8 protein-coding genes and 16 pseudogenes are annotated in these 23,780 nt (G+C 73.7%); 12 read left to right on the top strand and 12 right to left on the bottom strand.

The window, feature by feature from the left end:
- Positions 1 to 167 precede the first annotated feature (167 nt).
- Positions 168 to 2,230 (top strand): annotated as a pseudogene (locus RBJ77_RS31400) (NAD(+) synthase).
- A 532-nt stretch (positions 2,231 to 2,762) separates the two neighbouring features.
- Here the strand turns inward: RBJ77_RS31400 and RBJ77_RS31395 are convergent.
- Positions 2,763 to 3,191: pseudogene (locus tag RBJ77_RS31395) on the bottom strand (AraC family transcriptional regulator); the annotation flags it as partial.
- 114 nt (positions 3,192 to 3,305) lie between these two features.
- Here RBJ77_RS31395 and RBJ77_RS31390 point away from each other — a divergent pair.
- Positions 3,306 to 4,229 (top strand): annotated as a pseudogene (locus tag RBJ77_RS31390) (NADP-dependent oxidoreductase); the annotation flags it as partial.
- On the opposite strand, the gene RBJ77_RS31385 reads toward RBJ77_RS31390, so the two are convergent.
- The 4 genes and pseudogenes from RBJ77_RS31385 to RBJ77_RS31370 all read right to left on the bottom strand — a co-directional run bounded on the left by RBJ77_RS31385 (position 4,222) and on the right by RBJ77_RS31370 (position 5,894).
- Complete coding sequence (locus RBJ77_RS31385) at positions 4,222 to 4,518, bottom strand: TetR family transcriptional regulator C-terminal domain-containing protein (protein ID WP_372348111.1); 297 nt, start codon at positions 4,516 to 4,518, stop codon at positions 4,222 to 4,224. The pseudogene RBJ77_RS31390 and the gene RBJ77_RS31385 overlap by 8 nt on opposite strands.
- 154 nt (positions 4,519 to 4,672) lie before the next feature.
- Positions 4,673 to 4,783: pseudogene (locus RBJ77_RS31380) on the bottom strand (TetR/AcrR family transcriptional regulator); the annotation flags it as partial.
- 412 nt (positions 4,784 to 5,195) lie between these two features.
- On the bottom strand, positions 5,196 to 5,375 hold the full coding sequence (locus RBJ77_RS31375; protein ID WP_372348061.1) for a hypothetical protein: 180 nt from the start codon (positions 5,373 to 5,375) through the stop codon (positions 5,196 to 5,198).
- 213 nt (positions 5,376 to 5,588) lie between these two features.
- Positions 5,589 to 5,894, bottom strand: coding sequence for a hypothetical protein (locus tag RBJ77_RS31370; RefSeq protein WP_372348060.1), 306 nt, complete (start codon positions 5,892 to 5,894; stop codon positions 5,589 to 5,591).
- Positions 5,895 to 6,503: 609 nt separating this feature from the next.
- Here RBJ77_RS31370 and RBJ77_RS31365 point away from each other — a divergent pair.
- The 3 genes from RBJ77_RS31365 to RBJ77_RS31355 all read left to right on the top strand — a co-directional run bounded on the left by RBJ77_RS31365 (position 6,504) and on the right by RBJ77_RS31355 (position 8,271).
- Positions 6,504 to 6,758, top strand: coding sequence for a hypothetical protein (locus RBJ77_RS31365; protein WP_372348059.1), 255 nt, complete (start codon positions 6,504 to 6,506; stop codon positions 6,756 to 6,758).
- Positions 6,759 to 6,998: 240 nt separating this feature from the next.
- Positions 6,999 to 7,595, top strand: coding sequence for a hypothetical protein (locus RBJ77_RS31360; RefSeq protein ID WP_372348058.1), 597 nt, complete (start codon positions 6,999 to 7,001; stop codon positions 7,593 to 7,595).
- A gap of 403 nt (positions 7,596 to 7,998) precedes the next feature.
- Positions 7,999 to 8,271 carry a hypothetical protein gene (locus tag RBJ77_RS31355; RefSeq protein ID WP_372348057.1) on the top strand — a complete coding sequence of 91 codons (273 nt, stop codon included), beginning with the start codon at positions 7,999 to 8,001 and terminating at the stop codon, positions 8,269 to 8,271.
- A 378-nt stretch (positions 8,272 to 8,649) separates the two neighbouring features.
- Here the strand turns inward: RBJ77_RS31355 and RBJ77_RS31350 are convergent, their stop codons facing one another.
- A complete protein-coding gene (locus RBJ77_RS31350; RefSeq protein WP_372348056.1) occupies positions 8,650 to 8,778 on the bottom strand; it encodes a hypothetical protein in 129 nt (42 codons plus the stop codon).
- A 374-nt stretch (positions 8,779 to 9,152) separates the two neighbouring features.
- Here RBJ77_RS31350 and RBJ77_RS31345 point away from each other — a divergent pair.
- The 4 genes and pseudogenes from RBJ77_RS31345 (at position 9,153) to RBJ77_RS31330 (ending at position 12,030) form a co-directional block, all read left to right on the top strand.
- A pseudogene (locus RBJ77_RS31345) lies at positions 9,153 to 10,056 on the top strand (SAM-dependent methyltransferase).
- A 107-nt stretch (positions 10,057 to 10,163) separates the two neighbouring features.
- A pseudogene (locus RBJ77_RS31340) lies at positions 10,164 to 11,028 on the top strand (SDR family NAD(P)-dependent oxidoreductase).
- A 70-nt stretch (positions 11,029 to 11,098) separates the two neighbouring features.
- Entirely contained in the window at positions 11,099 to 11,383 is a 285-nt protein-coding gene (locus RBJ77_RS31335) for a homocysteine S-methyltransferase family protein (protein ID WP_372348055.1), read from the top strand.
- Positions 11,374 to 12,030 (top strand): annotated as a pseudogene (locus tag RBJ77_RS31330) (homocysteine S-methyltransferase family protein). Before RBJ77_RS31335 ends, RBJ77_RS31330 begins: the two are co-directional and overlap by 10 nt.
- Positions 12,031 to 12,114: 84 nt before the next feature.
- On the opposite strand, the pseudogene RBJ77_RS31325 reads toward RBJ77_RS31330, so the two are convergent.
- Positions 12,115 to 12,761: pseudogene (locus tag RBJ77_RS31325) on the bottom strand (ThuA domain-containing protein); the annotation flags it as partial.
- Between the two features lie 17 nt (positions 12,762 to 12,778).
- Positions 12,779 to 13,424: pseudogene (locus tag RBJ77_RS31320) on the bottom strand (DUF4389 domain-containing protein); the annotation flags it as partial.
- Positions 13,425 to 13,521: 97 nt separating this feature from the next.
- Here RBJ77_RS31320 and RBJ77_RS31315 point away from each other — a divergent pair.
- Positions 13,522 to 13,897 (top strand): annotated as a pseudogene (locus RBJ77_RS31315) (VOC family protein).
- 17 nt (positions 13,898 to 13,914) lie between these two features.
- On the opposite strand, the pseudogene RBJ77_RS31310 reads toward RBJ77_RS31315, so the two are convergent.
- The 4 pseudogenes from RBJ77_RS31310 to RBJ77_RS31295 form a co-directional block, all read right to left on the bottom strand.
- Positions 13,915 to 14,708: pseudogene (locus tag RBJ77_RS31310) on the bottom strand (DUF6250 domain-containing protein).
- 75 nt (positions 14,709 to 14,783) lie between these two features.
- Positions 14,784 to 15,445 (bottom strand): annotated as a pseudogene (locus RBJ77_RS31305) (helix-turn-helix domain-containing protein); the annotation flags it as partial.
- A gap of 5 nt (positions 15,446 to 15,450) precedes the next feature.
- Positions 15,451 to 16,491: pseudogene (locus tag RBJ77_RS31300) on the bottom strand (cupin domain-containing protein).
- 912 nt (positions 16,492 to 17,403) lie between these two features.
- Positions 17,404 to 18,449 (bottom strand): annotated as a pseudogene (locus RBJ77_RS31295) (YihY/virulence factor BrkB family protein).
- A gap of 509 nt (positions 18,450 to 18,958) precedes the next feature.
- On the opposite strand from RBJ77_RS31295, the pseudogene RBJ77_RS31290 reads away from it, so the two are divergent.
- Together RBJ77_RS31290 and RBJ77_RS31285 are read left to right on the top strand one after the other, a co-directional pair.
- Positions 18,959 to 21,382: pseudogene (locus tag RBJ77_RS31290) on the top strand (Pls/PosA family non-ribosomal peptide synthetase).
- Positions 21,383 to 21,386: 4 nt separating this feature from the next.
- Positions 21,387 to 23,765: pseudogene (locus RBJ77_RS31285) on the top strand (amino acid adenylation domain-containing protein).
- The last annotated feature ends 15 nt before the right edge of the window (positions 23,766 to 23,780 follow it).

Raw genomic sequence — 23,780 nt, 5'->3', positions numbered from 1 at the left:
GATCCGGGAGAGTTCGAGGCCGGGCAGAAGGCGCGTCCGGGGATTCCCGTGGACGCGGGGGTCTCGGCGCTCATGGGAGGCACTGTGGCGGACGGCGTCGGGGCTGGCCACCGGTTATCACCGGGCCCCGGCGCGCACCGGGCAGGCCCGGTTGACATGATGGATCGGTGAACTTCCGGTCGATCTATGCCCAAGGTTTCGCGCGGGTCGCCGCGTGCACCGGCGCCCACGCCGCCATCGCCGATCCGCACGCCAACGCCGAGGCGGTCCTGCGCCAGGGCCGCCACTGCGCCGACGAAGGGTGGCCGTCGCGGTCTTCCCCGAGCTCGGCCTGTGCGGCTACTCCATCGAGGACCTGCTCCTCCAGGACGTGCTGCTCGACGAGGTCAGAGCAGGCCCTCGCGACGGTCGTCGCCGGGTCGCCGAGCTGCTCCCGGTGCTCGTGGTCGGCGCCCCTGCTGCGCCACCGCAACCGGATCTACAACTGCGCGGTCGTCGTGCACCGCGGCGGATCCTCGGCGTGGCCCCAAGTCGTACCTGCCGAACTACCGCGAGTTCTACGAGCGGCGCCAGCTCGCGCCGGGCGACGACGAGCGCGGCGGCACCATCCGGGTCGGCGGCGCGGACGTGCCGTTCGGCGTGGACCTGCTGTTCGCCGCCGCCGACGTGCCCGGGCTCGTGCTGCACGCGGAGATCTGCGAGGACATGTGGGTGCCGGTGCCGCCGAGCGCCGAGGCCGCCCTCGCGGGCGCCACCGTCGTCCTCAACCTGCTCGGGCAGCCCGATCACCGTCGGCCGCGCCGAGGACCGCACGCTGCTGCCCGTGCCGCTCGTCGTCCGCGCGCTACCTGTCCGCCTACGTCTACGCGGCGGCCGGGCTCGGCGAGTCCACGACCGATCTGTCCTGGGACGGGCAGACCATGATCTACGAGAACGGGGTGCTGCTCGCCGAGACCGAGCGGTGTCCCGCTGGACGACGGTTCGCGGTCGCCGACGTCGATCTGGACCTGCTGCGGCAGGAGCGGATGCGGATGGGCACCTTCGACGACAACCGGCGCACTCACGCGACGGACCGCGCCCGCGACTTCCGGCAGATCGCCTTCACGCTCGACCCGCCCACCGGCCGTGACCTGGGGCTGCGCCGCCGTCTCGAACGGTTCCCGTTCGTGCCGGCCGACGCCGCAGCGGCTCGCCCAGGACTGCTACGAGGCGTACAACATCCAGGTCAGCCGGGTTGCAGCAACGGCTCGGCGCGATCGGCGGGCGAAGGTCGTCATCGGTGTCTCCGGCGGTCTCGACTCGACGCACGCGCTGATCGTCGCCGCCCGCGCGATGGACCGGGCGGGCCGCCGCGCACGCGACATCCTCGCCTTCACGATGCCCGGCTTCGCCACCGGCGACCACACCAAGAGCAATGCGCACGCCCTGATGAAGTCGCTCGGCGTCACCGCCGCCGAGCTGGACATCACGGACATCGCGCGCGCTGATGCTGAAGGAGATGGGCCACCCGTTCGGCGCGGGCGAGCCGGTCTACGACGTCACCTTCGAGAACGTGCAGGCGGGGCTGCGCACCGACTACCTGTTCCGGCTGGCCAACCAGCGCGGCGGCATCGTCCTCGGCACCGGCGACCTGTCCGAGCTGGCGCTGCGGCTGGTGCGCGTACGGCGTCGGCGACCAGATGAGCCACTACAGCGTCAACGGCGGCGTCCCGAAGAGCGCTGATCAGCACCTGATCCGCTGGGTCGTCAGCAGCGGCCAGTTCGACGACGAGACCGGCCGCACGCTCACCGCGATCCTCGACACGGAGATCGGCCCCGAGCTGGTGCCGGGCGAGGAGCTCCAGTCGACCGAGTCGAAGATCGGCGTACGCGCTGCACGACTTCACGCTCTTCCACGTGCTGCGGTACGGGTTCCGGCCGACGAAGATCGCGTTCCTGGCGTGGCACGCCTGGCGGGACGCCGCGGCGGGCGCGTGGCCGCCCGGCTTCCCGGAGGAGGACCGCACGGCGTACGACCTGGCGGAGAGTCAGGCAGTGGCTGGAGTACTTCTGCCGCCGCTTCTTCCAGTTCGCCCAGTTCAAGCGGTCCGCGATGCCGAACGGGCCGAAGGTGTCCGCCGGCGGTTCACTGTCGCCGCGCGGCGACTGGCGGATGCCGTCCGACAGCTCGGCGAAGGCGTGGCTGCGGGACCTGGAGCGCTGGGACCCGGCCGACGTGGAGAAGCGCTAGTCACACCTCGGCGGGGGCCCGGCGGAACGATCCTGCGGTAGGCCTGGACACCCCGATCGCCGCGATGCAGGTGCTGGCAGCGGCGGCGCGCCCGTGGCGAAGCCGACCTCCGCGGCGATCCGGTCGACCGGCGGTCGCTGGACTCAGGAGGTGCCGGGCCCGGTGCACCCGCTGCTGGATCAGCCAGCGGCCGGGGCTGAGTGCCCGTCTCCTCCTGGAAGCGGCGGGCGAAGGTGCGCGCGAGCTCATCCGGGCGTGCTCGGCCAACTCCCGCAGGCTCAAAGGCCGTTCGAGCCGTTCCAGCGCGAGGCGCGGGTGCCGGCGGTGCCGCTGGCGCCGCCTCCGGCGCGGCTGCTCGATGTGCTGGGCCTGGCCGCCGTCGCGCCAGGCTGGAGGACGACGCAGTGCCGGAGCGACGCTGGTGGCGACGGCGCTGCCGTGGTCGGACGGCGGACGATGTGCGGCGGACGTCGACGCCGGACGCGGCGCCCGCCGACGTCAGCAGGTCGCCGTCGTCGATGAACAGCACCGCCTCGGGGTCCAGGTCGACCCGCGGGTGCATCCGGCGGAAGGAGTCGGCCAGCGCCCAGTGGGTGGTGGCGGGGCGGCCGTCGAGCAGGCCCACCGCGGCCAGGGCGAACGCGCCCGTGCAGATCGACACGATGCGGGTGCCGGGCCGGATCCTGGCCAGCGCCGCTGCGCACCGGCGCCGGCAGCTCCTCCGCCTGCAGGTGCCGCAGGCTGTACGGCGGCACGACGACCGTGTCGGCCCGCTCCAGCGCCTCGGGCCCGTGCTCGACGGTGATGGTGAAGTCGCGTCGGTGGCGACGGTGCGCTCGTCCGTCGCCGCGCAGGTCACCACCTCGTACGCGCCGGGCACCAGCGGGAAGGCCGGTTCGGGATGCCCAGCTCGAACGGGTACACCCGTCGAGGCGAGGACGGCGACCACGTGAGCACTCATGGCACGATCCTATCGCTTACTGACCATCTTGCCATTGCCCAGGTCAGAGGCGCACCGCAAGCTGGTGCCATGACCACGAAGAGCGCACAGAACTCCCCGACCACGCAGAACACGATGAAGGCCGTCCGCCAGGACACCCTCGGCGCGCCCGAGGTGCTGGCCGCGGACGGAGGTCGAGCGGCCGGTGCCGGGCGTCGGCCGAGATCCTCGTCGCGGCGCACGCGGCGGGCGTGAACCCGACCGACTGGAGGCACCGCGGCCTCGGACTCTTCCTGGCGAGCTCGCCGTACACGCTGGCTGGGACGTCTCGGGCGTCGTCGAGGCAGGTCGGCTTCGGCGTCGCGCTGTTCGCGCCGGGCGACGAGGTCTTCGGCATGCTGCCGTACCCGTACGGCGCCGGTTCGCACGCCGAGTACGTGGCCGGGCCCGCGCGCCTTCGTGCCGAAGCCGGCGGGGCTGAGCCACGTCGAGGCGGGGGCGCTGCCGCTGGTGGCGCTGACCGCGTGGCAGGCGCTCGTCGACGTCGCCCGGGTGGAGCCAGCGGGGCAGCGGGTGCGTGCGGCGGCGGCCGGCGGCGTGGGCCGCGTCGCGGTGCAGATCGCCAGGCGCGCGGCGCGTGCGTCATCGGGACGGCGTCCGCCGCCAAGCACGACTTCGTGCGCGGTCGCGCGCGGACGAGGTCGTCGACTACCGCACGGCGGACATCGTCGAGGAGGTCAAGGACGTCGACGTGGTCCTCGATCCGCTGAGGCGGCGAGGAGCGGCTGCGCTCCCTGGAGGTGCTGCGTCCTGGCGGCATCCTGGTGTCGATCCTGCCGGGCAGCTTCGGTGAAGTGACCGAGCGGGCCGCCGAGTTGGGGTGCGGGCCACGGACATGCTCGTGGAGCACGATCAGGCGGGCATGGCCGCGGTGGCGAGCTCGTCGAGGCCGAAGCTGCGGGTGCACGTCTCGAGCGCACGTATCCGCTGGCCGGGCGCGCCAAGGCGCACGCGGAGGGCGAGACCGGGCGGGTGACCGGCAAGCTGGTCCTCACGGTGCGGCCGTGGCGGGAGCGGCCAGCGCGTCCAGGGTCGCCCGCACCGTCGACAGCGAGTGCGCCCGGCGGTCCTGGACCCGGCTCAGCACCCGCAGCCCGTAGTAGGCGCTCTGCACCTGCCGGGCCAGGGTCCTGGCGTCGGTGTCGGCGCGGAACTCGCCCGCGTCCTGCCCCTGCGCCACGACCGTGCGGATCGCGTCCTCGACCCGGTCGAAGGTGCGGCGCACCACCTTCTGTCGACGTCGGGGTCGAGGGCCGCCGCCTCGATCGCGGCGTTGATCGCGAAGCAGCCGTGCGGGTCCGTGTCGCGGCCGCGAGGTCGGTGTCGACGTCGTGCACCATCAGGGCGCGCAGCCGCTGCCGGGCGGTGCCGGGTCCGGCGAGGATCTCCAGTTGCCCGGCGGTGGCGGTGTCGTGGTAGCGCTCCAGGGCGCGCAGGTACAGCTGCCGCTTGCCGCCGAAGGTGTTGTAGAGGCTGGAGGGGCCGAGGCCGGTGCTGTCGCACAGGTCGCGGGTGGAGGTCCCCTCGTACCCGTGGCGCCAGAACGTGTCCATCGCCGCGCCGATGACCCGCTCCTCGTCGAACTGCCGTGGCCTCGCCATGCCGTCACCCTAGAGTTTTGGAGCACTGGCGCGAAACCCCGGGCCGCGCGCTCGAGACGGGCGGCCCACGCCACACGAGCCCGGCCGCCGCGAGCCCCGCCCCGACCCAGGCCACGGACGCGTAGCCGAACCCGGCGCGTCGATGGTGGCGCCGCCGAGCGAGGGGCGCGAGGGTGTTGCGCCCATGTTGAGAAGGCGAGCGGTGTTGCCGGCGCCGACGAGGGTGGCGCGCCGGGCGCGAGCGTGAACACCCGCGACTGGAGCGCGCCGGGTTGGTGACGTATCCGGCGGCGCCGAGCAGGAGGACGAGGACGACGACGAGCGCCGTCGCGACTAGCGCGGCACGCGCGAGCAGCGCCGAGATCTACGGCGAGGCGCCGAGCAGCGAGCGTGGCCAGCGGCCGGGCGTGCGCGGTGCGGCCGCCGACGACGAGGGCCGAGCAGCCCGCACCGCCCCGAAGAGCGCGAGCAGCGCGAGGAGCACCCAGGCGTCGGGGACCCCGGTGACGTCGGTGAGCAGCGGCGCCAGATGGCTGAAGGTCACGATGACCGCGCCGAAGGTGCAGGCGGTGACGGCGTGGGTACAGCCACAGGGCCCCGCGGCGCATGCCGCGCAGTTCGGCGCGGACCAGAGCAGGAGCCGGGCCGCTCCCCCTGGGCCGCGGTCGGCCGGTACCGCGAGGAGCGATGCACACGAGGCCGACCGCGGTCGCCGCGGCCACCGCCCAGAGCGCCGCGCGCCGGCCGGCGTGCCCGCTCAGGACGGTTCCGGCGGGGACGCCGACGATCGTGGCGGGGTGAGCCGCCACGCGACCAGGGCAGACCGCGCGCGGCTCTTGGCGTCCGCCGGGACGAGGGCGACGGCGGTGGCCACGGCCACGCCCCAGAACCCGGCGCGTACGCGAGGGCGCCGAGGATCCGGGTCGCGAGAAGAGCACGGCGTAGCCGGGGCGAGGGCGCCGACGACGTGCGCGGCCACGAAGACCGCCTGGAACGCGACGAGCGTGGTGCGGCGCGGCGGCGCAGAGGTGGCGACCGCGAGCGGCGGCGCCGCCGACGACATGCCGAGCGCGAAGGCCGAGATGAGCAGCCCCGCGTCGGGGACGGAGACCCCAGGTCGGCGGCCATGCCCGGCAGCGGTCCCGCGAGCATGAACTCCGAGGTGCCCTGCGTGAAGATGCCGAGGCCAAGGACGTAGACGGCGAGCGGCACTGAGCCTCCCCCTCCCGGTCGACGCGGACCGCACGCCCTCGTTCTGGAGCGTGCGCTTCATAACGGAGGCGACGCTAACACGCTTTTGAAGCGTGCGCTCCAAAACCGCGTGCGCAAGCACCTGCGACGTGCTCCAACCCGCCGTAGACTGGAGGGACTTGAGTCGTTCGTGACCCAAGTGGAGCCCTGGGGGAGGGAGTCCGACCGTTGTCGCAGCAGCAGCTGAACGCAATCCCCGCCGACCGCCGAGTCCGCGCTCGCCCCGGCCCGGCTCCCCCGCCCGCGTCCGCCGGGTGCTCGCCGCCCCAGCGCCTGGTGGGCTGGCTGGGCGGATTCGGGGCGGCGGCCGCCGCGTACACTGGTCTTCCAGACGCTGTACGGACTGCTGCCGGACGGCCTGTCCGCGGAGGCCGCGCGGTACGGGATCGCGGCGGCGGGCGGAGTCGGCGCGGGCGTCGCGGTGTGGCTGGCCGCGGCCCTGGTCCGGGCGCGCCAGGCCGAGCAGACGGCGCGGGCCCGGCAGGTGGCCGCGGGGTCGACGCACCACGGCCGGCTCACCGCGCTGACCGCGGCGACGTACCGGACGCTCACCGAGGAACTGATCAGCGCCGACGGCCGGCCGGCGGGGTCCGGCTCGTCGGCTGGCCGCACTCGCTCGGCGAGCCGGGCCGGGTCGAGCCGACCCCGACCGGCACCGCCTACGGACTGCACCTGACGCTCGACCTGGCCCGCTCCGACGGCGGCTGAGCACGGGTGAACTGGTGCGCACGCTCTGGGCGTTGCGGCTGCCCGAGGGCGGCTGGTCGGCCCGCTCCCAGGGCACGCACCCGGCCCGAGGTGACGCGCGCTGGTGCTCGGCGCGCTGGCCAGGCGGGCGCCGACCCGGACCGGATCGCGGCGGAGGCCGATCGATGCGCGGCCGCCTTCACCCCGAACACGACCGTGCGGCTACGAGTTGACGCACGTCGTGACGACGGTGCTGCGCGGCATGCTGCGCGCGGTGCCCGGCGAGCGGGACCGGCTGCGCACGCTGCGCGACGTCCTGGTCGCGGGCGCCGTCCCGACCCGGCGCGCGCGGAGCGTGCCCCGCTGGGGCTCACCGCCTGGCCGCCCCGCAGGGCCCGCCGTCGGCGCTGCACACGGCGCAGGCCGTGTGGCGCTCGACCGCACCGCGCGGGTGCTCGGCGAGGAGAGCGACGCGGCGCGCGCGGCCCGCGAGGGCGGCGTCCGCTGGCTGCTCGCCTGCCCGGACCCGGCGCAGACGACAGCTGCCTGGACCTGGAGAACCTGCGGGAGGAGGTGCGCCGCCCCCGCACGCGGACGAACCCGACCGCGAGGAGGTCCTGAACGTCCGCCACTTCACGGCCAGTTGGCTGATCCGCGCGCTGCTGACGCCCGGCGCGCGGAGGTCGCGCACACCGCCGACGCCGAGCGCGTGTGGCGGGAGCTGCTCGCCGGTGCGGCGACTCGCCGTGTGGCGCGGCCAGACGGATCGGCACATGGACCTGGGTCAGGGACGACGCGGGCGGGCCGCGGCGGCCGATATGGATGACCTATCAAGGTCTTTCCGCGCTGCGCTCCCATGCCCTATGGATGTATGAGCCATAAGTACTCGTCCCTGGAGCTGGCAGTGGGCGGTCACCCTGTGACCTCGGCGCGGCGGCTGCCCGCCGACGGCCTCGACGTGACCGCGACGGAGGCCGGACTGGCCCGGCGGCGCAGGACGTCGTCGCCGAACTGGGCGCGAGCGGCTGTTGGAGCTGGTGCGGGACCTCGCGGCGGGCGCCGGTGACCCGGCCGGCTGTGCGCGGCTCTCGTACGGCACGTCCTCGGCTTCGACAAGCTGCTGCTCATCGACGACGGTCCGCAGCACATGCTGCGCGCCCACGTCTCGGCATCCGGCGCGCGCAGCCCGAGGACATCCACAACCACCGCTCCCGCTGGCCTCGCGCATCGTGCGCGGCGCACTGCGCATGGAGCTGTACGCGGACGCGCCGGCCGGCGGCGAGGCGGCCGCCCGCTACCAGGAGTCGCTGGCCGAGCGGAGCGCGGACTGGCTGCTGGAACCGGCGGGCCCGGCCCGGCTGCGGCGTCACACAGGTCGCCGAGTACGCGGCGGGCAGCAGCGACGCCCTGCCGGCGCACACCCTGCACCGGGCGTGGAGCACGGCGCCGTACCCGACGGTGACGCTCTTCCTGGAGACGGCGGAGCGGCGGCGGCACACTGAGACGTGTTCCTCGGCGCGGACGCGGACGGCACGCGCCGGCGGTCCCGAAGACGCCGCTCGGTGTGAAGGAGTACGTGCGCGAACTGGAGGCGCTGGCCGATCTGATCGCCACCGCGTGACGCCCTGGGCCGGCGCCGATGCGGCCTGCGTCGCCGTCGGTCGGCGTCCCGTCGGCCGGCGTCGCCGTACAGAGAGTACGGGAGGGCCTGCGCCACGATGTCCCGGCTGGCGGTCGTCGGTAAGCGTCGACGGTGCCCAGGGCGGCGGGGGTCAGCCACTCGGCCGCCTGGTCGGTGCGCGGCAGGACGACGCCGGTACTCAGCGGGCGCACCAGGAAGCTGTCCTGGCGGTTCTTGACCTCGCGGCCCCGGTGCTCGCTCACACGAAGAAGGACTCGCCGACCTTGCGCAGCACGGAGCCGAGCAGACCGGTCTCCTCCTTCAGCTCCGCAGCACGCCGTCCTCGGGACTCTCCCCGGCTCCAGCTGCCGCAGTGGGCACACCCCACGCCGCGCGCGGAAACGCTCGGTCTCACTGCGCCTGACCAGCAGCAGGCGCAGCCCGCCGAGATACACGACGACGGCCTTGCGCAGCGAGCCGGCTACTCCTGAGGGATGTGTCCACGCGTTCCACGGTAGCGCGCGTGACACGGATGTCGGCGACATCGGCGCACAACGGGCTTTCGGGCAGCGAGTTGAGAGCACAGGTCAACGGCGACCGTGAGCGCGCGCACGTCCGCGCCCGCGCGCCCCGCGCGCACCACCTCCTCCGCCACGCTCCGTGCACCGCCGACGCGACAGGAACTCCCGATGACCGACAGCGCACCGCTCGGACGCACGCGGCACCGACCGCCACCGAGGCCGGCCGTCGCCTCCGGAGCGCATCGACAGCCCGCGCCCGCACTCCGCCCGGGTCTACGACGCCCTGCTCGGCGGCAAGAACCACTACCCCGTCGACCGGGCGGCGGCCACCCGCGGCCTGGAGCGCAATCCGCGCGGCTACCTCGACGTGCGGCACAACCGACTTCATGCGGCGTGCGGTGCTGCACCTGACGCGTGACGTGGGGCTGCGCCAGTTCCTCGACGTCGGCACCGGCCTCGCCCACCCGCCCGAACGTGCACGAGATCGCGCAGGGCGTCGCCCGGACACCCGGGTCGTGTACGTCGACCACGACCCGGTGGTCCTCGCCCACGCCCGTGCGCTGCTGGCCGGCGGTCCGGAAGGCCGGACGGCCTACTCTGACGCGGATCTGCGCGACCCGGACGCGATCCTCGCCGACGCCCGCGCCACCCTCGACCTGGACCGCCCGGTGGGCCTCGGTCTCGCGGCGATCCTGCACTCGTGGAGGCACCGGCGGCGTACGAGATCGCGGCGACGCTGCTCGGCGCCCTGCCGTCGGGCAGCGCCGTGTCCTCAGCCACCTCACCGCCGACCTCCACCCGAGAACCTGCTGCCCGGCCTCAAGGCCACGGGTCTCCCGTTCACGCTCCGCAGCCGCGCCGAGGTGCTGCGGTTCTTCACGGACAACGGCCTGGAGCCTGGACCCGGGCGTCGTCCCGGTGCACCACTGGCGCCCGGACGGCCCGTGGACGCCGACCCCGGTGGAAACCGAGTGACCTGGCGGGCCTCGACTGGAGCGGGCGGCGCGGTGCGGCATCGGCGACGTACGGGACGAGGACATCAGCATCTACGGCGCCGTGGCGCTCAAGCCCTGAGCGGCGTCGGCAGCGGTATCGGCGGCGGTGGCGTGGGCAGCGGTGGCGGCGCGGCGATGAGGAAACGATAGCCGTCGGCTGATGACAGAGGTCTTGACGCCATCGGCCGCACGCGGAAGCCTGGAGGCATCGCCGGGCGGACACGTCCCGGCGCCCGTCCACGAGTTGAGGTCCGACGATGAGCAAAGTCTGGCGATCACGGGGCGAACAGCGGCTTCGGGCGCGCCTTCGCGACGGCGGCCGTCGCCGCGGGCAGACGTCGTGGTCGCCACGGCCCGCCGGCCCGAGGCCGTCCCTGGCCGATCTGGTCGAGGCGCACCCTGGGGCCGCGTCGAGGCGCTGCGCCTCGACGTGACGGACACCGCCGCCCCCGCCGCGGTCGTCGCCGACGTCGTGGCGCGGCACGGGCGGATCGACGTGCTGGTGAACAACGCGGGGCGCGGGCACGTCGGCGCCGCGGAGGAGACCACGGAGGAGGAACTGCGCGGCCTGTTCGACCTGCACTTCTTCGGTCCCGCCGCGCTGGTGCGGGCCGTCCTGCCGCACATGCGCGGGCGGCGCTCCGGGGCGATCGTGCAGATGAGCAGCATGGGCGGGCAGATGTCCTTCGCGGGCGTCTCGGCGTACAGCGCGACGAAGTTCGCCCTCGAAGGCTTCTCGGAGGCGCTGCGGGACGAGGCGGCTCCGCTCGGCATCAAGGTCCTGGTGGTGGAGCCGGGCGCCTTCCGTACCAACTTCATGGGGAACCTCAGCGCCAGCGCCTCGCTGCCCGAGGGCCGCGGACACTCCGGCTCCTCCGACTATGCGGACACGGTCGGCGCGACCCGCACCATGATGGAGGAGCACACCCGCGCCGCCGCCGAACCGGGCGACCCGGCCAAGGCCGCCGCGACGGTGATCGCGGCGCTCGCCTCGGACGCGACGCCGCTGCGGCTGCCGCTCGGTGACGACGGGTGGACGCGGTGGTCGGGCATCTGGACGCGGTGCGCGAAGAGGTCGCGGCGTGGGAGAAGGTCTCCCGTGCGACGGCCTTCGACGCCTGACCGGCGCCCGACCGACACCTGACCAGCACCTGACCAGCACCCGGCCGGGGCATCGGTTAGCGTCGACGGCATGAGCAGCGCGACCGTCCCGTTCTCCTCGGCACTCGCCGGCCCCGGCATCACCGTCCTCGACGGCGGCCTCTCGAACCAGCTGGCCGCCGCCGGGTGCGAGCTCGGTGACGCGCTGTGGTCCGCCCGGGCACTCGCCGAGGCACCGGAGGCGGTCGTCGCGGCACACCGCGCCTACTACGAGGCGGGGGCGAGCGTCGCCATCACCGCGAGCTACCAGGCCACCTTCGAGGGTTCGCGGCGCACGGCATCGGCCACGCCAGGGCCGCCGAACTCATGGCCCTGAGCGTCGAGTTGGCACGTACGGCGGCCCGCGAGTCCGGCACCGACCGGCCGTTGTGGGTGGCCGCGTCCGCGGGACCGTACGGGCGATGCTCGCCGACGGGTCCGAGTACCGCGGCCGCTACGGACTGACCGTGGCCGAGCTCGAAGCCTTCCACCGGCCGCGCCTCGACGTGCTCGCGGCGGCCGGACCCGACGCGCTGGCCCTGGAGCACCGTGCCCGACGCGGACGAGGCCAGGGCCCTGCTGCGGGCGGTGCGCGGACTCGGGGTGCCGGCCTGGCTGTCGTACAGCGTCGACGGCGGGCACACCCGCGCCGGGCAGCCCCTGGAGGAGGCGTTCGCGCTCGCCGCCGACGTGGACGAGATCGTCGCGGTCGGGGTCAACTGCTGCGCCCCGCGGGACGCTCGAGGCGGCCGTGCGGACCGCGGCCCTGCGTCACCGGCAAGCCGGTCGTGGTCTACCCTGAACAGCGGTGAACAGTGGGACGCCGGGGCGCGGGCCTGGACCGGGCGGGCCACGTTCGCGCCGGAGCTGATCGAGGACTGGCGGCGCGCCGGGGCCCGGCTGATCGGCGGCTGCTGCCGGGTGGGGCCGGCGGCGGTGGCGCGGATCGCGGCGGAGGCGGCGGTGGCGGCGCGGGACGTCTGACCTTCTCGTCTCCCGTACGCCCACGGGGTGTTGATCCGCTCTGCCTCGGCGGGCGGCGTCAGACGCCGGGTCCGGTGGGCGTTCCCCGGCCGCCCACCGGATGCCGCCCGTCAGATGTGCCCGGAAGTCCGGGTCGTCGTGGCGGACGCGGCGTGGCCGAGCGCCGTGTAGAAGACCCGGCCCGCACCCTGCGCGCGGCACCACGCCAGCGGGCGGCCGCCGCTTGTCGCCGCGCCCTCGTACGAGGACTCGTCGGCGCGGGCGAGGACCCGTGTGGCCGGGTCGCTCGCGCGCGGGTCGGACCGGAAGTCGTACCACTCGTCCGTGAACTCCCAGGCGTCGCCGAGGTGCCGGGTCGCCGGGTGGTCGCGGTCGGTGACGGTGAGCCGGCCCGGCTGGTAGGCGGGGTGCCGGTCGAAGCGGGCCGCGAGCAGCTCCCCGTAGTACGGCCAGCCGTGTACTCGGTGCGGCCGCCGCGTGCACGCCGGCGAAGCCGCCGCCCCCGTCGACGTACGCCGCGAGCCGCTCCCGCCCGGCGGGGGTGAGGACGTCGCCGCTGGTCGAGAGGAAGACGACCGCGCCGGGCCGCCGGCCGACGGCCGTCGCGAACGCGTCGGGTCCTCGGTGAGCCGCACCGCGAACCCGGGGACGGCGGAGAGGGTGGCGACGGCGTGCGGGATGGAGTCGTGGCGGTAGTCGGCCGTGCGCGTGTACAGGAGGATGTCGACCATGCGCGGAACTTACTGCGGCTCGCGCTCTGGTCGAGCCGGAACGGCGGGTACACGTCCGTCATCAGCGCCCCGTACGCCACGACCCGCGCCGCCCACCGGTGGGCGCCGAGGTTCAGGTCGTACATGCCGCGCGGGTAGATCCCGGTGAACAGCAGCGCGACGCCCGCGTAGAGGGTGAGAGCGCGGCGATGCCGCCCGTGGACGTGCTGCCGCCGACCAGCAGGGAGACGAGCAGCCACTGCGGCAGGATCAGCAGCCAGCCCTTGACGAAGATGAGGCCGCGGGACAGGCGCTCGGGGTACGCGACGTCCAGGTAGGGCCGGGTAGTCGGGGACCACGGCGAGACTGAAGGGCGGGTAGCGGTCCGTGCCGAGGGTGCCGTACGCGTAGTGAGGAGACCCGCCAACTCCAGCGCAGCACACCGACGTTGAAGTCGAAGAGGGCCCTCGGGTAGCGCGCGGTGATCAGGATCGCGAACCAGGCGATCACGGTGACGACGAAGAAGGCGACGAAGAGGACGGCGAGGACCAGGTAGTGGGGCAGGGCCAGCAGCCACTTCACGAGCCACAGCCAGCGGGACGGCGCGGGGTCGTACGTCGCCTCCAGCGTGACCGGGTTCGCCGGCGGCGGTGCTGCCGCTACGAACGTCTCGGCGGGGGTCATACCTCCCCTGTACGACCGCCGCCTGCGCCGCGCAAGGAGACGAGGGGCGTCCGTTTCGTACAAGACCGGTGAGCTGCGGCGCGCCTACGGTGAGGACATGAACGAGATCAGTGTCCGTCTCGACGCCATCGGCGTCGCCACCACCGACCTGGCCGCCTCACTGGCCTTCTCACCGGCGCCTCGGCCTCTCCTTCCCTGAGGGCGCCGAGCAACTCCGCACGTGGAGGCGGAGTTGCCCGGCGGGATCCGGCTGATGTTCGATCCCGTCGAGTCCTCCGACGGCGTCGGCCGCGGCCGGATCGCGCTCGCCTTCCACTGCGGCGACGCGGCCGGGGTCGACGCGAAGTACGAGGAGCTGACCGCCGCCGGGCACCACGGCGAGGCCAAGCCGTGGACGCCGTCTGGGGCAGCGGCACGCGGTCGTGCACGACCCGGACGGCAACCAGGCCGACCTCTTCGCACCCCTGCCCTAGGGCCTGTCTCCCAGGCCCTAGCGGGTGTGCGGCGGGCGGCGCACCTCGAAGTCCGTGATCCTGAAGTGGCTCCACGTGGTGCGGAAGGCGAAGTGGCCGCTCGTGTACGGATCGTCCGTGTGGTCGATGACACAGGCGGCCGTTGATCCACCAGCGACCGTGGAGCCGTCGGAGACGATGCGGACCCGGTTCGGTTCGTTGGCGGTGAGCAGCGGCTCGGTGTAGTCGAGGACCAGCGGGCGGCTGCCGGGTTCGCCGACGTAGCGGCGCAGCCGGGTCGCGGTGTTGGTGTTGGCGCCGAAGCCGACGTAGTACGCCTTCAGGTGGTCGTACTCGGCGAGGGCGCCGCCGCGCGAGGGGTGGCGAAGAGGTCGTCCGGTGAGCGGACGTCCGTCGCGTTCCAGAAGTTGTTGAGGTCGGAGACGCGGTCCCAGGCGCCGCCCGCCGAGACCGGTGTCGCCGTGTACGACAGGACGTAGCCGCTGAGGCGCTGCCGGAACCAGACGGTGGCGCCCGCCGGGACGTTCACGTCGAGGACGCCGCGGCGCGCGGTGACGCTGCCGCCCTGTTCCAGTTCGACGGCCCAGCGGGCCAGTCCGTGCCGAAGTCGTCGGCCGCGAGCAGACGGCCGCGCGGACCGTGGTTCGTGGCAGTGGAGCCGGCAGAGGCGGTGGCGGTGGCCGGGAGCAGTGCGGCGGTGGCGCCCGCGAGGAGGGCGCCGCCGAAGGCGCGGCGGGACGTGAGCGGGTTCATGGCCGCCACTCTGACCAGTCGAAGCGCTTCGACGCCAGGTTCCGGCCCGTCCCGCCATGTGATCGCAACACTGCGGGCACCGCGGGCACAGGAGGTGCGCCGCGGGCCCAGACCAGGCGGCGGAGCGTCTCTCGCCCGTCAACTCCCGCACGTCGCGCGAGAGATGGGCCTGGTCGGTGTATCCGGCGCGGGCGGCGGTCTCGGCGAAGGGGACGCCCGCGCGGGCCAGCGCCAGGGCCCGCTGGAGGCGCAGGACGCGGGCCAGCGTCTTGGGGCCGTAGCCGAACGCGGCCAGCGAACGCCGGTGCAGGCGGCGGGTGCCCAGGCCCGTCTCCGCGGCCGTCTCGGAGACGCTGCGGCCGGCGCCCAGGGCCCGTACGACGTGGCCGAGCAGCGGATCGGGCGGTTCGCCGGACCGGGCCAGCCGCACGGCGACCGCCTCCAGCTCCGCCGCGGGGTCCGCGGCCCGGTCGACGCGCTCGGCCAGCCTGCGCGCGGCCGCGCCGCCCAGCAGATCACCCAACTCGGTGCGCCGGTCGCGCAGTTCGTGGCGGGGACGCCGAGGTAGGCGGGCGCGGCGCCGGGGGCGAAGCGATGCCCGCGTAGCGGCGGTCGTCGCCCGGGCCCGTGGCGTGGGCGCGGGTGTCGGGTCCGGCGACGAAGAGGCGGCCCTCGCACCAGATCAGGTCCATGCAGCCAGTCGGGCAGCACCGGCGCCGCGGGGGCCGTGCCCGCGCGACGGTACGTGTCCACACGACCGCGCCCTGGCACCCGGGCGGCCCGCTCCTCGTACACGTCGCTCACCCCTCCCACGCTACGCCGCGCGCGCAGCGGTGTCTCCTGGGGCTGACCCCGTAGACCCGCCGGAGAGGCGCTGGAGAGGGCGAAGGCGCTGCCGTAGCCGATCCGGCGGGCGATCGACGCGACGGTCTGCTCGCTGTCGCGCAGCAGGTCGGCGGCGAGGGCGAGCCGCCAGCCGAGAGGTACGTCATCGGGGGCTCGCCGACCAGGTCGGTGAAGCGGCGGGCGAGCGCGGCCCGGGAGACGCCGGCCCGGCCGGCCAGCTCGGTGACGCTCCACGGGTGGGCGGGGTCGTCCTGATGAGGCGCAGCGCGCTGCCGACGACCGGGTCGCCCATCGCCCGGCACAGGCGTGGGCGCGTCCGCCTCGGGCCGGGAGAACCAGGCCCGCAGGGAGGCGATGAGCAGCAGGTCGAGGAGCCGGTCTGAGGACGACCTCTGGCCCGGCTCGTCCTTCACGATCTCCTCGGCGACCAGCGCGGGTCAGCGGGCAGTCCACACCTCGGTCGGCAGCACGAGCAGCGGCGGCAGCGCGTCGAGCAGCCGCGCGCTGATCTCGCCGCGCATCTGGTAGGCGCCGATGAGCATCCGCGCCGGTCCGTCCGGCGTCTCGCCCCAGTTGCGCACGCCGAGATCCCGGTGCAGCGCCGACGTGCGCGGGCCGAGCGGGCGCGCACAGCTGGCCGGGGCCGATCTCTGGCGCGCGGCGCGGTGGCCGGGCCGTCGCAGCAGACGTACTGGGCTCGGGGCCGCGGGCGATGGCGATGTCGCCGGGCCGGATGTGGCGCGTGCGGTCGCCGCCTCCGGCAGGAGCCACGCGTCGCCCTTCTCACCATGATCATCACGGTGACCGGCGCCTCGTCGGCGATCCGCACGGACCACGGCAGCTCGCAGCAGGCCCGGATCATGAAGGCGCCGCGCGCCCGCGGTCCTTCGAGGAGCCTCCGAGTACGTCCATGGCGGCAGCGTAGACGGACGCTTATGGCGGTGAGCGGCTCGGCGATGTTTCCGTGCGCCGTGCGGCAGCTGGAGTGGAGGCATGACGGAGACGAAGAACACCACTCAGCAGACACAGCAGACGCAGGACACGACGCAGGACACGACGACCGTGCGAGACCGGGGCGACCGCGACGGGGCGCCGGGTCGCCGAGGCGGCCACGGCCGCGGGCCTCGGACGGTCCGGCGGCCTCCCGGTCCGGGGCGGTCCGAAGTTCGACTGGGCGGACCCGGGCACCTGGGACGCGGCGCTGCGCGGCGCCGACGGCGTACCTCGCGTACCCTCGACATCGGGACGCCGGACGCGGCACCGGCGGTGGCGCCCTGGCCCGCCGGGCGGTGGAGCTCGGCGTGCGCCGCCTGGTGCTGCTCTCGGCCCGCGGCGAGGACTCAGGCGCTGCCCGCGGAGGAGGCGCTGCGCGCGTCGGGCGCGGACTGGACCGTCCTGCGCGCGCCTGGTTCCACCAGAACTTCAGCGAGGGCCCGCTGCTCGACCAGGTGCGCGGCCCGGAACTGGCGGTCGCGGCGCCGGACGGGCTGCGCGAGAACCGCCTCCCGCGACGCGCGCAGGACATCGCGGAGGTCGCGGTGCGGGTGGTGCGCGAGCCGACCGGGCGGTACGCGGAGAGTGCGCTGGATCCGACCGGGCCGGAGCCGCTCACGTGCGAGGCCCTCGCGCGGCGGTCGCGGAGGCGGCGGGGACGCCGAAGCGGTATAGTGGCCGTAGCCGGTGCGATTACGGAGGGGCACTTCTTGAATTCGTGCCGCAGGAGGAGGTGGGTTTTCTGGTGGAATTGTTCGGCACGCTCCTCGACGGGCGCAACGCGCCTCGCTCACGGGTGATGTGGAAAGGGCTCTGGGGCGTGCGCCCGGCCGTTCACGTCATTTGCCGCGGAGGCGGCCGCAGCCGGCGCGTGGAAATGACGCGGAGGGGCCGAAACGTTTCGGCCCCCTTCTTCACGGCAACTCGTTCACGCGTCCGTCTCGTCGGAGAGCCGCCCGGGCGCGTCGCCGCTTGCGGGCGTGGGTGCGCAGCCGGGACGTGAGGTCCTCCGGGGGCAGGAACCGACCAGCGCTCGGGGAACTCGGACGGCATGTCGGGTCGTCGGTCGTCGTCCGCCTGCAGAGCCGCTCGCGGAGCGGCGGCGGGCGACGTACCGCGCGGCGGCGGCCGTGCGCACCTCCGCTCGTTCGCGGCGCGGGCCGCGGCCGTGGCGACCGACGGCCAGACCCGGTCGATCGCCGCGTTCACGGCGGCCCCGACCAGCTGCACCGCGACGCGGAGACGCCGATCCACAGCAGCACCGCGATCGGGCGCCGCGAGGGAGCCGTAGATGGTCGGCCCTCGATGGTGCTGGTGATGCAGAGGCGGAGCAGGAAGCCGCCGATCCACATGGCGAGGGCGACCAGCGCGCGCCCGGCACGTCCTCGATCCACGGCGAAGCGCGCGCGGGGACGGACACGTGGTACAGCGTCGTCAGGAACGCGACGGACAGCACGAGCACCACCGGCCAGTACAGGATCTGTACGACGGTCTCCGACCAGGGGACCAGGGCGATCACCGCGTCCGGGCCCGCGATCATCAGCGGCAGCGCCACCGAGCCCACCACGAGTCCGACGAGGAACAGCAGGAAGGCGAGCAGCCGCGTCGTGACGATGCCGCGCACGCCGTCCAGGCCGTACATGACGGTCACGGTGTCCACGAACGTCGACACCGCCCGCGATCCCGACCAGAGCGAGATCAGGAATCCGATGGAGATGACGTCGGGCGGCCGCCCTGATGACGTCGCCGAGGATCGGTTCGGCGATCCCCTTCACGCCCTGGTCGCGAGACCGTGCGGGACGCCTCCAGATGTTGTCGCGCACGCCCGCGATGGTGTCGGCGCCCGTCCACGTGTCCACGTAGGCGAGCAGTCCACCAGGGAGAGCAGCAGCGGCGGGACCGACAGCAGGGTGAAGAACGCCGCCGCCCTGGCCGCGAGGCCCAGGATGCGGTACTCCATGCACGAGTTGACGGAGTCCTTGAGCAGCAGCCAGGTGGTCCTGCGCTTGGAGACGTTCTGTAGAGCACCCGTGCCCGGTGGAGACGACCGGACGGCGGTTGTTCGGGATTCACTTGCTGGCTGCACGACCTAAAGGTATCCGTCGTTCGAGGCCACACCCATCCCCCGCTGGTGCGGCGCCGGCTGCGGCGGCCCCGCGCCCGCGGCGGACACGCACGCAACCCGTCGGGCGATTCGGCTCCGTTCGTCTGTCATGCCCGCGTTGGCCGGATGGCGTGTGAAGCCTAAATGGAATCACCACCGGCAATTACGCCGCCCTTTCGGTGAGTTCCTGACGGGACGCCCGCGGCGGAATTGCCGCCGTTGCCATGCCCGCGTCAGCAACGAGGAGTCGGAAATCGCCAATGCCCGGCAGCCACTTGAAGCGTTCATGAGTCTCCGGAAAGAATCCGGATCAGTGCCCGTTAGCGCACAGTGAGGACTCTCTCTGGCGCACACGACTCGGGGATATCAAGGAGTTCAAGTGGCGGAGCGGCACCGAACGCGTGCTTGCCGAAGTCCTGGCCGGTGTCAGTCGAAGTGGAACACGTTCCGCCAGACAGCCATTTCTTCGACGACCTCTGCGCCAACTCACGGTGATGGCACACACTTCTGCGCCCGTCCGCAAGCGCGCGGACCTGCCGGCCGTCTCGATGCGGGACGCGTCTACGGGCACCCGACGATCCGGAGCCCGGCGGCTGCTCTGGAGGAGGCACCGGTCGCCGCCCCGGCGGCCGGTGGCTGCAGACCCCGCCGCCCCGGCAGCACGCGCTACGTTCTGTGCGGGGCGCTGCAGTTCCTGGTCTCCGCCGGGTACTGCGCTGCTCGCCGGGCTCGTCACGCGCCCGCGGCTACGCGTGGGTGTCGGCGTCACGGGCGCCGCCGGGATCTACGGGCGCTCCGTGGTCTTCGGCGGCGCGCTCTTCCCCGGCGCCTGCCTCCTGCCGATCGCGGTGAAGTGGCTGCTGGTCGGCCGGTGGCGGCCGACCGAGTTCCCGCTGTGGGGCCTCGCGTACGTCCGCTTCTGGACGGTGAAGGTCCTGCTGCACGCCAATCCGATGGTGCTGTTCGTCGGCAGCCCGCTGTACGTGCTGTACCTGCGGCTGCTCGGTGCGGATCGGCCCCGGCGTGACGATCCTGTCGCGCGCGGTGCCCGTCTGCACCGACCTGCTGACGATCGGCGGCGGCACCGTGATCCTGCAAGGATGCCCATTTCCTCTGCTACCGGGCGCACGCGGGCCGGATCCAGACCGGCCCGGTCACCATCGGCCGGGACGCCTTCGTGGGCGAGAACAGCGTCCTGGAGATCGGCACGTCGATGGGCGACGGCACCCAACTGGGCCACGCCTCCGCCCTGTACGACGGCGCCTCGGTGCCCGCCGGCGAGCGGTGGCACGGCTCGCCCGCCCAGCCCGCGGACACCGACTACGTCCGCGTGCCCCCGGCGAACTGCTCCACGATGCGCCGGGTCTCGTTCGCACTGGCCGGTCTGCTCCAGGCGCTCCTCGTGCTCATGCCGCTCACGGTCGGTGGCACCTACCTGCTGCTGACCGAAGCGCCCGCGCTCGACGATGCTGCTGGCGCCCGACACCCAGGACCTGACCTCGGCGGCGTTCTACGCCGAGGCCCTCGGTCTGTCGATCGCCGGATTCCTGGCGTTCCTCGTCGTCGGCTTCGCCACCGTGATCGCTGCTGCCGCGCGCACTGCGCCCACTGCTGCGCCCGGGCCGGACGTATCCGCTCTACGGCTTCCACTACTCGGTGCAGCGCACGATCGCCCGGATGACCAACCTCAAGTTCTTCAAGTGGCTGTGCGGCGACAGCTCGTACATCGTCGGCTATCTGCGGTCCATCGGCTACGACCTCTCGCACGCTCGAGCAGACCGGCTCCAACTTCGGCACGGAGGTGCAGCACGAGACTCCGTACCTGACCAAGGTGGGGAGCGGCACGATGGTCGCCGACGGTCTGTCGGTCATGAACGCGGAGTTCTCGGCCACGTCGTTCCGGGTCTCCCAGACCTCCATCGGGGCGCACAACTTCGTCGGCAACCACATCGCTCTATCCCGTCGGCGCCCGCACCGGCGAGAACTGCCTGCTCGCGACGAAGGTGCTGATCCCGCTCGACGGCGAGGTCCGCGAGGGCGTGGGGCTGCTCGGCTCACCCGCTTTCGAGATACCGCGCTCGGTGGAGCGCGACAGCCGCTTCGACCATCTGCGCGAGGGCGACGAACTGCGCCGCAGTCTCGCCGCCAAGAACCGTTACAACCTGCGCTCGATGGGTCTGCACCTGTTCCTGCGCTGGCTGCACTGGTTCGCGCTGACGGTCATCGCCTTCGCCGTGTTCGACCTGTACGAGGTGGCCGGCGGGATCCTGGTCGGCGCGTCCCTGATGCTCGGCCTCGCCTTCACCACCGGCTACTACATCCTGCTGGAGCGGCTGATCTGCCGCTTCCGGCCCTGCTGCAACCGCAGTTGTGCTCGATCTACGATCCGTACTTCCGGTGGCACGAGCGCCTGTGGAAGGTCTCCGACAACCACCTGGTGGTGTTCAACGGGACCCCGTTCAAGAACCTGGCATGGCGGCTGCTGGGGGTGCGGATCGGCCGCCGGGTCTTCGACGACGGCGCCTCCATCACGAGCGGACCCTCGTGACGATCGGCGACGACGCCACGCTGGCCGCCCACACGAAGGTGCAGGCCCACTCGCAGGAGGACGGCACCTTCAGGTCCGACCACATCACGATCGGCGCGGGCTGCACGCTCGGCACCGCGCTCGTGCACTACGGGTCACGCTGGGCGACGGCGCCGTGCTCGCGCCCGACTCGTTCCTGATGAAGGGCGAGCAGGTGCCGCCCGGTGCCCTGTGGGGCGGCAACCCGGCGGCGGGGAGGTAGGGGCATGACCACGATCCCGCAGTGGACGACCGCGCCCGTCGATGGCGTCGCCGACTACGAAGTACCGCTCCCCGACGGCCTGTCGGCCTCGGACACGGCGCTGGAGACCGCGCACGCCCGGGTGCTGGCGGCGCTGTCCGCCGAGCCCGACCCGGCCGCGCTCGCCGTGAGCGCCACCGACGGCACGCTGCGGCTGCGCTACCGCACCGACGTCCTCGACCGCGCGGCCGCGGCGGATCGCCGGGTACCACCTCACGGCGCTGGCCGCGCCGCTCCGCCGCAGCCTGCTGTCCGACGACGAACTCCGCTACCAGCTGGAGGAGTTGGCGGGACCGCCCCGCACGCTCCCGGACCGCAGGGTGCACGAGCTGATCGAGGAGCGGGCGGCCGCGCAGCCCGACGCGTGTGGCCGTCGCCACCGACGACGGGAGTGCGGTGGACGTACGCGGAGCTGGACGCGCGGGCCAACCAGGTGGGCCGGGCGCTGCTCGCCCGCGGGCTGCGGCCCGAAGGCGTCGTCGCGGTGAAGATGGAGCGCACCCCGCGTGGGCGGCCGCCGTCCTCGGGGTGCTCAAGGCGGGCGGGGTCTACCTGCCCGTCGAACCGCACTTCCCGGCCGGCCGGGTCGCGGCGATGCTGTCCCGCGCGGGCTGCGACCTGGTCGTCGCCGACGAGGGCGGCACCTTCTCCGTCGCGGACGCCTGCGCCGAGGGCGCGGACGGTGCGCTCGGCGTCCGCGTCGCGGCCGACCGGCTGGCGTACATCTACTTCACGTCCGGCTCCACCGGTGAGCCCAAGGGGCGATGTGCGAGCACGCCGGGTTCCTCAACCACGTGCTCGCCAAACTCGACGACCTGGGCATCGGCGCCGGGCAGGTGGTCGCGCAGACCGCGCCGCAGTGCTTCGACATCTCCCTGTGGCAGTTGCTGTCCGCGCTCGTCGTGGGCGGCCGGACCCTGCTCGTGGGGCGGAGACGATCCTGGACGTGCCGCGCTTCGTGGACGCGGTGGAGCGTGGCCGGGTCAATGTGCTGCAGGTCGTGCCGTCGTGCTGGAGGCCGTGCTCGCCGAACTGGCGGCACGGCCCCGTGAGCTGCCCGATCTGCGCTGCGTGTCGGTGACCGGCGAGGCGGTGAAGGCGGAGCTCGTGCGGCGCTGGTTCGCGGTGCGGCCCGGGGTCCGGCTCGTCAACGCGTACGGCCTGACCGAGACCTCCGACGACACCAACCACGAAGTCATGGACTCGGCCACCGGACGGCGACCGGGTCCCGCTGGGCCGGCCGGTCGGCAACGTCCGGGTCTAGCGTCGTCGACGAGGACCTCGTAGCCGGTGCCGCTGGGCGCCCCCGGCGAGATCGTGTTCTCCGGGGTGTGCGTCGGGCGCGGCTACGTCAACGATCCGGAGCGCACGAAGGCGGCGTTCCTCGCGGACCCGTACCGGCCGGGCGAGCGGCTCTACCGCAGCGGCGACGCACGGACGCTGGCGCCCCGACGGGAAGCTGGAGTTCCTCGGCCGCCGGGACAACCAGGTGAAGATCCGCGGCTTCCGCGTCGAGCTCGGCGAGATCGAGAACGCGCTGCTCGGGTCGCCGGGGTCCGCGACGGCGCCGTCGTCGTCGTGCGCGGCAGCCAGCTCGCCGCTTTCTGCACCGGGCCCGAACCGGTCGACGTCCAGGGGCAGTTGGCGGTGTCGCTGCCCGCGTACATGGTGCCGGCCGCCGTGCACTGGCGGGACCGGCTGCCGCTGACCGCGAACGGCAAGACCGACCGCAGGGCGCTGGTCGTCCTCGCGGACACAGCTGGCGCGGCCCACGGACGCGCCGCGCACTCCCGTCGAGCGGCGGCTCGCCGCCGCCTGGGCCGACGTGCTCGGCGTCCCCGCCGCACGCATCGGCCGCCACGACCACTTCTTCGACCTCGGCGGCACCTCGCTCTCCGCGGTGAAGCTGGTGGTCGCCCTCGACCGGGCGATCACCCTCAAGGACGTCACCCGCCGCCCGGTCCTCGCGGATCTGGCGCGCCTACTGGAGCCCCACGGCCTGAAAGAGCCGCCCGGATGCCGCTCTCCGACCCGATCGGCCCGATCGAACCGTCCCCCGGCCGTCCCCCGCTGCTGCGCGCCGACGCCGGGGGCGATCCCGACTGCCTGGGCGGCCCGGCAGCGTGCGGCGCTGCGGGCCGCCGTCGCCGAGCACGGCTGCCCGCTGGTCCGCGGTCTCGGCCTGGACGGTCCCGGCGCGGCCGGGGCCGTCTTCCGCCGGCTCAGCGACGCGCTGATGCCCGAACGCGAACCGTTCGCGCCCTCGGCGCAGCTACGCGGACGGCGTGTACTCCTCCACCAAGTGGCCGCCGAACCAGCAGATGCTGCATGCACCACGAGATGAGCTACGCCCTGGAGT

Source organism: Streptomyces sp. KL116D (assembly GCF_030766975.1).
Taxonomy (GTDB): Bacteria; Actinomycetota; Actinomycetes; order Streptomycetales; family Streptomycetaceae; genus Streptomyces; species Streptomyces longispororuber_A.
The sequence above is the reverse complement of the archived record's forward strand: the minus strand, read 5'-3'. Positions and strand labels throughout refer to the sequence as shown.

What these genes read in the sequence shown, in the direction of transcription:
- RBJ77_RS31370 (WP_372348060.1), bottom strand. Translation starts at nt 5,894, where the DNA reads ATGTCGTCGGCGGCGCCGCCGCTCGCGGTCGCCACCTCTGCGCCGCCG.
- RBJ77_RS31335 (WP_372348055.1), top strand. Translation starts at nt 11,099, where the DNA reads ATGAGCAGCGCGACCGTCCCGTTCTCCTCGGCACTCGCCGGCCCCGGC.